General features: G+C 72.5%; 11 protein-coding genes. 4 read left to right on the top strand and 7 right to left on the bottom strand.

From position 1 onward, the window contains the following. Window positions 1–624 precede the first annotated feature (624 nt). Window positions 625–1,089 (bottom strand): redox-sensitive transcriptional activator SoxR, encoded by a 465-nt coding sequence (soxR, locus tag AOQ53_RS35080; RefSeq protein ID WP_059423594.1) that lies wholly within the window; start codon window positions 1,087–1,089, stop codon window positions 625–627. 111 nt (window positions 1,090–1,200) lie between these two features. Here soxR and AOQ53_RS35075 point away from each other — a divergent pair, with 111 nt between their 5' ends. Beyond that, window positions 1,201–1,662, top strand: coding sequence for a MaoC family dehydratase (locus tag AOQ53_RS35075; RefSeq protein WP_059423592.1), 462 nt, complete (start codon window positions 1,201–1,203; stop codon window positions 1,660–1,662). A gap of 9 nt (window positions 1,663–1,671) precedes the next feature. Here the strand turns inward: AOQ53_RS35075 and AOQ53_RS35070 are convergent, their stop codons facing one another. The 3 genes from AOQ53_RS35070 to AOQ53_RS35060 form a co-directional block, all read right to left on the bottom strand. Then, on the bottom strand, window positions 1,672–2,313 hold the full coding sequence (locus AOQ53_RS35070) for a TetR/AcrR family transcriptional regulator (protein WP_059423590.1): 642 nt from the start codon (window positions 2,311–2,313) through the stop codon (window positions 1,672–1,674). A 70-nt stretch (window positions 2,314–2,383) separates the two neighbouring features. Then, window positions 2,384–2,644: a YiaA/YiaB family inner membrane protein gene (locus AOQ53_RS35065; RefSeq protein WP_059423588.1), complete on the bottom strand. Its 261-nt coding sequence runs from the start codon at window positions 2,642–2,644 to the stop codon at window positions 2,384–2,386. A gap of 60 nt (window positions 2,645–2,704) precedes the next feature. Then, window positions 2,705–3,856: an acyl-CoA dehydrogenase family protein gene (locus AOQ53_RS35060; protein WP_059423596.1), complete on the bottom strand. Its 1,152-nt coding sequence runs from the start codon at window positions 3,854–3,856 to the stop codon at window positions 2,705–2,707. Between the two features lie 77 nt (window positions 3,857–3,933). On the opposite strand from AOQ53_RS35060, the gene AOQ53_RS35055 reads away from it, so the two are divergent. From AOQ53_RS35055 to AOQ53_RS35045, 3 genes are all read left to right on the top strand, one after another. Next, the gene (locus AOQ53_RS35055) at window positions 3,934–4,575 is read left to right on the top strand and encodes a TetR/AcrR family transcriptional regulator (protein ID WP_059423586.1); all 642 of its coding nucleotides are present in this window, start codon (window positions 3,934–3,936) and stop codon (window positions 4,573–4,575) included. Window positions 4,576–4,649: 74 nt separating this feature from the next. Further along, window positions 4,650–5,360: an ArsR/SmtB family transcription factor gene (locus tag AOQ53_RS35050; RefSeq protein WP_059423585.1), complete on the top strand. Its 711-nt coding sequence runs from the start codon at window positions 4,650–4,652 to the stop codon at window positions 5,358–5,360. A gap of 100 nt (window positions 5,361–5,460) precedes the next feature. Next, window positions 5,461–6,429 carry a DMT family transporter gene (locus AOQ53_RS35045; protein WP_059423583.1) on the top strand — a complete coding sequence of 323 codons (969 nt, stop codon included), beginning with the start codon at window positions 5,461–5,463 and terminating at the stop codon, window positions 6,427–6,429. Here AOQ53_RS35045 and AOQ53_RS35040 read toward each other — a convergent pair. The 3 genes from AOQ53_RS35040 to AOQ53_RS35030 form a co-directional block, all read right to left on the bottom strand. Further along, a complete protein-coding gene (locus tag AOQ53_RS35040; protein ID WP_059423582.1) occupies window positions 6,418–7,788 on the bottom strand; it encodes an MFS transporter in 1,371 nt (456 codons plus the stop codon). The two genes, AOQ53_RS35045 and AOQ53_RS35040, sit on opposite strands and share 12 nt — an antisense overlap. A 192-nt stretch (window positions 7,789–7,980) precedes the next feature. Then, window positions 7,981–9,063: a Zn-dependent alcohol dehydrogenase gene (locus AOQ53_RS35035; RefSeq protein WP_059423581.1), complete on the bottom strand. Its 1,083-nt coding sequence runs from the start codon at window positions 9,061–9,063 to the stop codon at window positions 7,981–7,983. A gap of 244 nt (window positions 9,064–9,307) precedes the next feature. Beyond that, window positions 9,308–10,184: aldehyde dehydrogenase family protein (locus tag AOQ53_RS35030; protein ID WP_148640418.1), on the bottom strand; the 877-nt coding region annotated here is incomplete at its 5' end.

Genomic DNA, 10,184 nt, shown 5'->3' with positions numbered 1-10,184 from the left:
GAGGCCGTGGCGTTGCGCAGCTCGGCGCGACGAGGTGCCGCTGCGCCCACCCGTGCCGCCCCAAGCGGCACGATTGCCCGCAGCTAGGCGGACCGGCGGCCGCCACTAGGCGGTAGGACGGTCCTAGCCAGGCGGTACGGCAGCCCGCAGCGCGGCGGCCTGCGGCAGCCGAGCAGACCACCACGTGCCCGCACCCGCAGCTAGTGCCCCGGCAGGCAACGTTCGCCCCGTCGCGACGCCCGGCACGCCCTCTCGCCGCACCGGACGAAAGCCCGAGTACATCCAGCACGAGGGCTTCCGGCCGGCACTCCCCCAAGCTCTTCGAGCAGGGGGTACCCCCAGAGCACGCACCGGACGCCGCTCCTTGACGGGCAAACGTTGCCTGCCGCGGCACCAGGCGGGACCGGCGGCCGTAGCGCGGTGGCCTGCGGTGGATGGGCGGGAGGCCGCGTTCAGGCCGAGACGTGCCCGCACCCGCGTACGTGTGGAAGGGGACGTGTCGGGGGTGTCCGCCCGCAGCGGTTGGCGCGTCAGCGGACAGTCAGTTGGTACGCAAGCCCATCGCGCCGTTCCGAGGACGGACACCCCCGGGCGCGGCCCCGGCCCACCACCACCGCATGGGCGCTACGCGCGGCCCTTGTCGACCAGGAGGCGCGAGCCCGTGCGGCGTTCGCCGAAGACGTCGCCCGGGTTGGAGAGGACGCACGTGTCGAGGGAGAGGCAGCCGCAGCCGATGCAGTCGGTGAGGTGGTCGCGGAGGCGGTTCAGCTGCTTGATCCGTTCGTCCAGCTCCGAGCGCCAGGCCTCCGAGAGACGCGCCCAGTCCTCCCGGGTCGGCGTCCGCTCCTCGGGAAGCTCCGCCAGCGCCTCGCGAATCGTCGCCAGCGGGATACCGACCCGTTGCGCGGCCCGGATGAAGGCGACCCGGCGCAGCGTGTCACGCGAGTAGCGGCGCTGGTTGCCCGACGTCCGGCGACTGCCGATCAGGCCCTTGGACTCATAGAAGTGCAGGGCGGAAACAGCGGCTCCACTGCGCGCGGCGAGCTGGCCGACCGTGAGCTCATGGATCTTCTCTGAAATCTGAGGCACCCCTCGAACCCTACCGAGTCCGTTGACACAGCCCCCGCGGGCGACCATGCTAAGCAGTCGCTTAGACCTACCGCACACGCAGTCTCCCCGCACACGAGAGGCCTGGACGACATGGCACAGCCGAGGATCTTCACGTCCGTCGACGACCTGAAGTCGGCGGTGGGCGAACAACTGGGGTACACCGACTGGCTCGACATCGACCAGAAGCGGATCGACCTCTTCGCGGAGGCCACCGGGGACCACCAGTGGATCCACGTCGACCCGGAGAAGGCCGCAGCGGGGCCCTTCGGCACCACCATCGCCCACGGCTACCTCACCCTGTCGCTGCTCCCCCTCTTCGGACCGCAGCTGATCTCCGTCGAGGGCGTGAAGATGGGCGTCAACTACGGGACGAACAAGGTTCGTTTCCCCGCGCCCGTCCCCGTCGGCTCCCGCCTGCGCGCCACCGCGACGATCACCGGCGTCGACGACGTGCAGGGCGGCGTCCAGGTGACGGTCGCCTTCACCGTGGAACGCGAGGGCGGCGACAAGCCCGTGTGCGTCGCCGAGTCCGTGTCCCGCTACTACCGCTGACCCGGCGGGCTACGGGCGGGCTTCCTCTCCCCCGGCCCCCACCATCCGCAGCACGAGGTCGGCGTACAGCGCGCCGACCTCTTCCGGCGTCCGCGGCCCGTCGACGTTGAACCATCGGGCCACGTCGATGCACAGCGACAGCACGGCCAGCGTCGTCCCGTGCACGTCGATGACCTCGAACTCGCCCGACCGCACGCCCTCCTCGATGATCCCGCGCACCTCCGCGTCGACCTGGCGCCGCAACGCGAGGATCTCGGCGCGGGCGTCGGGCCCGAGCGAGTCGAGTTCGTACTGCACGACCCGCGCGGTGGTCCGCCCGCCCGCGTGCCAGCGCACGAAGGAGCTGACCGCGTCGGCGAGCCGCTCGGTCGGGCTGCCCTCGCGCCGGGCCGCCGTCCGCAGGATCTCCAGGGCCTTTTCGTGGCCGATCCTGCTGATGCGGTGCAGCAGCTCTTCCTTGGTCTTGTAGTGGATGTAGAGCGCGGCCGGGCTCATCCCGGCGCGACCCGCGATGTCCCGGGTCGTCGTGGCGTGGTACCCGCGCTCGGCGAAGGCCTCCACCGCGGCGATCAGCAGCCGTCGCGCCGCGTCGGGCGTGACCTCGCCCCACGCCTGCGCCTCGCCGCCGGCCGTCTCCTCCGCCGTACTCATCACTCGCCCCTCTCCACCGACAGGGACAACACCATACCGCCGAAGGTGAGCGGGCGCTTAGTGTGGCAGCTCAGTGCTTCTCGAAGGGGGCGTAGGAGGGCGTCGCCCCCTGCGCCGGCCCCTCCTGCCGGTCCCGGATCACCTTGGCGAGGGTGAAGGAGGAGGTGACCAGGTACAGGACGGCGATGGCGAGGAAGCCCCGCACCCAGGCGTCGGCGCTCAGCTGGTAGATGCCGATGGCGGTCGCCGCCATGGCGACGGCGAAGGACGCGACGGCCTGGCCGTAGAAGGCGGCCGTGTTCTGCTGCTTGCTGCCCGGTGTGTCACTCATGGGGGCAAGTTTCGGCGGACGTGGCCCGCGCCACATCCGCCCAAGTACTCAGGGGCGTACTCAGAACGCCGAAACTCCCGTCAGCGCACGCCCGATGACCAGCTTCTGGATCTGGCTCGTGCCCTCGTAGAGGGTCATCACGCGGGCGTCCCGCAGCAGCTTGCCCGCGGGGTACTCGTCGATGTAGCCGTAGCCGCCGAAGACCTGGAGCGCGTTGTTGGCGGCGCGGACGGCCGCTTCCGAGGCGAACAGCTTGGCCTTGGACGACTCGACGGCGAACGGCCGGCCCCGGTCGATCAGATCCGCGACCCGCCAGGTCAGCAGCCGGGCGGCGTCGACATCCACGGCGATGTCGCTGATCAGCTCCTGGACCAGCTGATGCTGGGCGATACTCTTCCCGAACTGCTCGCGCTCGCCCGCGTACCGCACGGCCGCGTCCAGCGCGGCCTGGGCTATGCCGACGCAGCCCGCGGCGACCGACATCCGGCCCTTGGCGAGGGCGGACATGGCGACCGAGAAGCCCTTGCCCTCCTCCCCCAGCAGCGCCGAGGCGGGTACCCGCACGTCCTCCAGCACGAGCTCGGCCGTGGCCTGGCCGCGCAGCCCGAGCTTCCCGTGGATCGTGCGGCGCGTCAGGCCGGGCGTGTCCGTGGGGACCAGGAAGGCGGAGACGCCCTTGTGGCCGGGGGCGTCCGTGGAGCGGGCGAAGAGCAGGACGACATCGGCCCAGGTGCCGTTGGTGATGAACATCTTGGTGCCGCTGATGACGTACTCGTCGCCGTCCCGCACCGCCCGCGTCGTGAGGTTGCCCGCGTCCGATCCCGTGCCCGGCTCGGTGAGGCCGAAGCAGCCGACCGACTCGCCGGACGTGAGCCCCGGCAGCCACCGCCGCTTCTGCTCCTCGCTCCCCCAGGCGGCGACGGTCTTCGCGACGAGCCCCAACGAGACGGAGACGATCCCGCGCACGGACGAGTCGCCCCGGCCGAGTTCCTCCGTGACCAGGCAGTACGCGAGGTGGTCGCCGCCCGAGCCGCCGTACTCCTCGTCGATCGTCAGCCCCAGGAAACCGACCGCGCCGAGCTTCTTGACGATCGCGCGGTCGACCTCCTCGGCGCGGTCCCAGGCGGTGGCGTTCGGGGCGATCTCGCGCTCGACGAAGTCCCGGGCGAGCTGCCGTACGGCGGTCTGCTCCTCGCTGAGCTCCAGGTTCACCACAGGTCACTCCACTTGAAAACCGTATATTTAAATTAGCACTGCTAGTTTAGATCGGCAGCCCTACTATGTGCGCCATGGCCCGACCGCGCAAGCCCCTGCTCAGCACCGACCGGATCGTCGAGACGGCCCGCGCGCTCGTGGACGCGGAGGGCCTCGCGGCCGTCTCCACCCGCCGGCTCGCCGCCGAACTCGGGGTCAGCGGGCCCTCGCTCTACAACCACTTCCGCACCAAGGACGAGATCCTGGAGGCGGTCGCCGACTCGGTGAGCGGCCAGGTGGACCTGACGATGTTCCAGGACGGCCGGGACTGGCGGACGGCGTTGCACGACTGGGCCGTCTCCTACCGGGCCGCGCTGCGCGACCACCCGAACATCGTCCCGGTGCTGGCCCGCGGCCCCGGCCGCCGCCCGGCGGGCCTGCGCCTCGCCGACGCCGTCTACGGCGCGATGGTCGAGGCGGGCTGGCCGCCGGCGCAGGCCACCTCCATCGGCGCGCTGATGCGCTACTTCGTGATGGGCTCCGCGCTCGGCTCCTTCGCCGGGGGCTTCGTGGACGACGCGAGCGCCTACGACCCCGCCGACTACCCCCATCTCCAGCAGGCCCATCTCCTCGCCGAGCAGCAGGAGAAGGTCGACGAGCGGGCCTTCGAGACCGGGCTGACGGCCCTGCTGGACGGGCTGGCACGGCAGTACGAGCAGGTGCGGCGGACCGCGTAGCGACACTGCGGTGGCGACGCTTCGGTAGTGACGCTTCGGCGGCGGCCGAAGCGTCCGTGTTCCATGCTGGGGCCATGACGACGAGGGACCCGCAGGCCACGGCCCTGGCACGGCTCGCCGCGCTGTTCGCGGACGAGACCCGGGCCGCGTGCCTGCTGGCGCTGCTCGACGGGCGGGCCTGGACCGCGAGCGAGCTGGCGCGGCACGCGGGTGTCGCCGCGTCGACGCTGAGCGAGCACCTCGGCAGGCTCGTCGCGGGCGGGCTGCTCGCCGAGGAGCGGCAGGGCCGGCACCGGTACGTCCGGCTGGCCGACGCACGGGTCGCGCAGCTGGTGGAGGACCTGGCGGCGCAGGTCGCGCCGGGTACGGCCGTACGGCCGCGGACCCTGCGGGAGTCGAGCGCCGGTTCGGCGATGGCCCGGGGCCGCACCTGCTACGACCATCTCGCCGGGCGGCTCGGCATCGCGGTCACGGACGCGCTGACGGCGCGCGGGCTGCTGCAACAGGAGACAGGGTTCGCGCTCACCGACGCCGGGCTGGCGTGGTTCGAGTCGGCCGGTATCGGCCTCGACCGGCGCGGCCGGCGCCCCCTGGCCCGTGCCTGTCTCGACTGGACCGAACGCCGGCCCCATCTCGCGGGCGTCGCGGGCGCGGCCCTGTGCCGGCACTCCCTGGAGACTGGGTGGTGCGTGCGTATCGGCTCCGAGCGGGCCGTGAAGGTGACGGCGGCCGGTGAGCGGGCCCTGTTCGATCTGCTGGGCGTGGAGGCCGCGGCGTTGCGCTGACCCCGAGTCTCACCGAACAAGCCCACCACCCGATGGGCCGCTGAAGCCCCGTCCGAAATTCGCGAGCGTCCGTTCCCTTTCCCCACCTAGCCTCGGGATCATGATGAACAACCCCCCTCCCCCTCCCGCCCGCCGCGCGGAGCTGCTGGCCGCCGCGGCGGCCACGGTGACCGTCGTGCTGTGGGCGTCCGCCTTCGTCTCGATTCGCAGCGCGGGAGAGGCGTACTCGCCGGGCGCGCTGGCGCTCGGGCGGCTCCTGGCCGGGGCGCTGACGCTGGGGGTGATCTGCCTGCTGCGGCGAGAGGGGTGGCCGCCACGCTCGGCCTGGCGCGGGATCGCCATCTCGGGCCTGCTGTGGTTCGGCGTCTACATGGTCGTCCTCAACTGGGGCGAGCAGCAGGTCGACGCGGGCACGGCCGCCCTGGTCGTGAACACCGGGCCGATCCTCATCGCGCTGCTCGGTGCCCGGTTGCTCGGTGATCCGATGCCGCCGCGGCTGCTGGCGGGGATGGCGGTGTCGTTCGCCGGTGCGGTGACCGTGGGGCTCTCGATGTCCGGCGAGGGCGGTTCCTCGGTGCTCGGGGTGGTGCTGTGCCTGCTGGCGGCGGTCACGTACGCCGCTGGTGTCGTCGCGCAGAAGCCGGCGCTGGGCACGGCGAGCCCGTTGCAGGTGACGACGTTCGGCTGCCTGGTCGGCGCGGTGGTCTGTCTGCCGTTCGCCGGGCAGCTCGTCCAGGAGGCGGCCAAGGCGCCGGCCTCCGCGACGCTCAACATGGTGTACCTGGGCGTCTTCCCGACCGCCCTCGCCTTCACAACGTGGGCGTACGCCCTGTCCCGGACGACCGCGAGCCGGATGGGCGCGACGACGTACGCGGCGCCCGCGCTGGTCGTCCTGATGTCCTGGCTGTTCCTCGGCGAGGTGCCGGGGCTGCTCACCCTGGTCGGCGGTGCGCTGTGCCTGGCCGGTGTCGCGGTGTCCCGGTCGCGGTCGCGGCCGGCGGCTCGGGCCGGGGATCCGGGAGCGGTCGCGGAGCCCCGGCCCGAGCGGGCTGCGGACTCAGCCCGCTGACTCGGCTTCCGCCTTGGCCTCGGGCGCGGCCTCCGGTTCCGCCGCACGCGCCCGGTCCGCGAGGACCTTGATCGAGATCAGCGCGATCACCGAGAGCGCGATGATGTAGCCGGACACCGCCATCGAGGTGCCCGTCGCCTCCAGCAGCAGCACCATGACGAAGGGGGCGAGGCCGCCGCCGGCGACGGCCGCGATCTGGTAGCCGAGAGAGGCGCCGGTGTAGCGCATCTCGGGCGTGAACAGCTCGGCGAACAGGGCGGCCTGGGGGCCGTACATGATGCTCAGGAAGCAGCTGGCGACGAACGTGCCGACCGCGAGCCACAGCAGCGAGCCGGTGTCGATCAGCAGGAAGAGCGGTACGGCCCACAGCGCGATGCCGACGGCCCCGAAGGCGTAGATCCGGATGCGGCCGATGCGGTCGGAGAGCGCGGCGGCGGCCGGGATCAGCACGAGCTGGGTGAGGCTGACGCAGAGCGAGACCATGAGGACCGGGCCCTTCTCCATGTCCAGTTCGCGGGTCGTGTAGTCGAGGACGCCGGTGATGAGGATGTAGAAGGTCGCGGTGTTCACGGCGAAGGAGCCGCCGGCAAGGAGCACCGTGCCGAGGTGGCCGCGCAGGATCGTGCGCAGCGGCGAGCTCTGCTCGGACTTCTCCTGCTCCGCGAGGGCGCGTTCGGCCTCCCGGAACGCCGGGGTCTCCTCGACGCGGGTGTGGATGTACCAGGCGAGGCCGAGCACGAGCAGGCCGACCAGGAACGGCACGCGCCAGCCCCAGGCGGCGAACGCCGAGTCGGTGGTGAGCGCGCCGGCGGCCAGGAAGACCGTGTTGGCGGTCACCACGCCGATGGGGACGCCGAGCTGGACGACACTGCCGTAGACGCCGCGCTTGCCCTCCGGGGCGTACTCGGTGGCCAGGAGCATCGCGCCGCCCCACTGGGCGCCGACGGCGACGCCCTGCGCGATGCGGAGCAGGACGAGCAGGATCGGGGCGGCGACGCCGATCGTGTCGTACGTCGGCAGCAGGCCGATGCCGGTGGTGGCCACGCCCATCAGCGTGAGCGCGAGGACCAGCATCGGCTTGCGGCCCCGCTTGTCGCCGAGGTGGCCGGCGACGATGCCGCCGAGGGGGCGGGCCAGGAAGCCGACGGCGAACGTGGCGAAGGAGGCCATGACGCCGGCGGTGGGGCTGCCGGCGGGGAAGTAGAGGTCGCCGAGGACGAGGGCGGCGGCGATGCCGAAGACGAAGTAGTCGTACCACTCGACGGCCGAGGCGAGGGCCGCGGCGGTGGCTACGCGGCGGCGGTTGCCCACGGCGGGCGCGGTGGAGGTGGGCGGCTGAGCGGAAGGGGCCGTGTCCATGTGGTGCACGCTCCGGTGGGTGCGGGGACGGAACGGGGGGTGGCTCGAGTTCCGGGGAACGTACTGACCGGACGGTATGGACGTCAACCGGTCGTGCACCAGGAGTTTTGCCTGTACACGCCACTGATCACGGGTCCGGGCACGCCTCGCACCCCGGCCTCGCGCGGAGGCCGGGGTGCTGGGGGAAACGGGCTAGAAGACGACCAGTGCCCGGCCGCCCTTGCCCGCCAGCATGTTCTCGAAGGCCGCCGGGATGCCGTCCAGGGAGATTCGTTCGGTCACCAGGGCGGTCAGGTCCAGGCGCCCGGCCCGGACGTGTTCGGCGAGTACCGGGAGGTCCTCCGCGGGGTTGGAGTTGCCGTAGACGCAGCCGGTCAGGGTGCGGCCCCAGTGGAAGATCTCCAGGGCGTTGAAGGTGACCTGCTGCTCCTTGCCGCCGATGCCGACGACCGTGGTGCGGCCGCCGCGGCGGGTGGAGTCCCAGGCCGTGCGGATGGAGACCGCGCGGCCGGCGCACTCGACGGCGACGTCGACGCCCTGTCTGCCGGTGAGGGCGCGGATCTCGCGGGCGGTGTTCTCGGAGGCGAGGACGTAGTCGGTGGCGCCGGCCGCCCGGGCCAGCTCCTCCTTCTCGGCGGACACGTCCACCGCGACGATCTTCGAGGCGCCCGCGATCCGGGCCGCCTGGAGGGCGGCGAGCCCCACTCCCCCGACGCCGAACACCGCGACCGTCTCGCCCTGCCGGACGCGGGCCGAGTGGTGGACGGCGCCGTAGCCGGTGAGGACGGCGCAGCCGAGGAGGGCCGCGTCGGTGAGCGGAACGCCGTCCGGGGCGGGAAGGACGCAGGCCGCGGACACCACGGTCTCCTCGGCGAACGCGGCGACGTTCAGGCCGGGGTGGAGGTCGGTGCCCTCGGTGGTGCGGGCGTAGACGTCGGCGGCGCCGTTGAGGGCGTTGGCGCACAGCCAGACCTCGCCGAGCGAGCAGGCGTGGCAGGCGCCGCAGGACGGGGCCCAGTTGAGGACGACCCCGTCGCCGGGCGAGACGTGGGTGACGCCCTCGCCGACGGCGACGACCGTACCGGCGCCCTCGTGGCCGAGGACGGCGGGGACGGGCACGCGCATGGTGCCGTTGGACAGGGACAGGTCGGAGTGGCAGACCCCGGCGGCGGCGAGCCGGACGCGGACCTGGCCGGGTCCGGGGGCGGGCAGGTCGATGCCGGCGATCTCCAGCGGGGAACCGACGGCGGGCAGGACGGCGGCGCGGACAGCCATGACGGAAGGGACTCCCCTGGGGTAGGGCCTGTCGTTTGGATCAGGCCGCAGGAAACTGACGGTGCTGGTCGATGCCGGTGAGCGGGGTCTGGTGCGTGCAGCTGCAAGGCGGAGGAGGGCGTCGACGCGATGGGGGCACCGCCCGCGCGAGCGAAGCCGAGCGTGAGGGAGTCGGCAACCGACGACAACGCGGCAGATGTGCGTGCCAGACCCCGCGTCTGCGGCGTGATCCAAGCGACAGGCCCTAGAACTGGAGGGACTTGGTCTGGAGGTACTCGGCGAGGCCGTGCACGCCGAGTTCGCGGCCCACGCCCGACTGCTTGTAGCCGCCGAAGGGCGCGAGGGGGTTGAAGCGGCCGCCGTTGATGTCGACCTGGCCGGTCTCCATCCGGCGCGCGAAGGCCACCGCCTCGGCCTCGTCCCCGGCCCAGACGGCGCCGGCCAGGCCGTAGACCGTGCCGTTGGCGATCCGCAGGGCGTCCTCCTCGTCCTCGTACCTGAGGATCGACAGGACCGGGCCGAAGATCTCCTCCTGTGCGATGGTCATGTCCGGGGTGACGTCGGCGAAGACGGTCGGGCTGACGAAGTAGCCCTTCTCGCGCGGGGCTTCGGGGCCACCGGCGACCAGGCGGGCGCCTTCCGCGACGCCCTTCTCGATGTAGCCGCGCACGCGGACCTGCTGCTTGGCGTTGACGACGGGGCCGATGCGCTCGCCGTACTTGGCGGCGGCGGTGGCGGCGAGCCCGACCGCCTCGTCGTACTGGTCACGGTGGACCAGCATCCGCGTCCACGCGCTGCACGTCTGCCCGGAGTTGGACATGACGTTGGCGACGCCGACGTTGACCGCCTTGGCGAGGTCGGCGGTCGGGAGGATGACGTTGGCGGACTTGCCGCCGAGTTCCAGGGCGACCTTCTTGACCTGCCCGGCGGCGATGGCGGCGATCTGCCGGCCGACGGCGGTGGAGCCGGTGAAGGAGACCAGGTCGACGCCCGGGTGCTCGGCGAGGGCCTGGCCGGCGACCGGGCCGAGCCCGGTGACCAGGTTGAAGACGCCCGCCGGGATCCCGGCCTCGTGGACGGCCTCCGCGAAGAGGCGGGCGACCAGCGGGGTGTCCTCGGCG

The sequence above is a fragment of the Streptomyces azureus genome, from assembly GCF_001270025.1.
Taxonomy (GTDB): Bacteria; Actinomycetota; Actinomycetes; order Streptomycetales; family Streptomycetaceae; genus Streptomyces; species Streptomyces azureus.
The sequence above is the reverse complement of the archived record's forward strand: the minus strand, read 5'-3'. Positions and strand labels throughout refer to the sequence as shown.

What these genes read in the sequence shown, in the direction of transcription:
- AOQ53_RS35075 (WP_059423592.1), top strand. Translation starts at nt 1,201, where the DNA reads ATGGCACAGCCGAGGATCTTCACGTCCGTCGACGACCTGAAGTCGGCG.
- AOQ53_RS35070 (WP_059423590.1), bottom strand. Translation starts at nt 2,313, where the DNA reads ATGAGTACGGCGGAGGAGACGGCCGGCGGCGAGGCGCAGGCGTGGGGC.
- AOQ53_RS35065 (WP_059423588.1), bottom strand. Translation starts at nt 2,644, where the DNA reads ATGAGTGACACACCGGGCAGCAAGCAGCAGAACACGGCCGCCTTCTAC.
- AOQ53_RS35055 (WP_059423586.1), top strand. Translation starts at nt 3,934, where the DNA reads ATGGCCCGACCGCGCAAGCCCCTGCTCAGCACCGACCGGATCGTCGAG.
- AOQ53_RS35050 (WP_059423585.1), top strand. Translation starts at nt 4,650, where the DNA reads ATGACGACGAGGGACCCGCAGGCCACGGCCCTGGCACGGCTCGCCGCG.
- AOQ53_RS35045 (WP_059423583.1), top strand. Translation starts at nt 5,461, where the DNA reads ATGATGAACAACCCCCCTCCCCCTCCCGCCCGCCGCGCGGAGCTGCTG.
- AOQ53_RS35040 (WP_059423582.1), bottom strand. Translation starts at nt 7,788, where the DNA reads ATGGACACGGCCCCTTCCGCTCAGCCGCCCACCTCCACCGCGCCCGCC.
- AOQ53_RS35035 (WP_059423581.1), bottom strand. Translation starts at nt 9,063, where the DNA reads ATGGCTGTCCGCGCCGCCGTCCTGCCCGCCGTCGGTTCCCCGCTGGAG.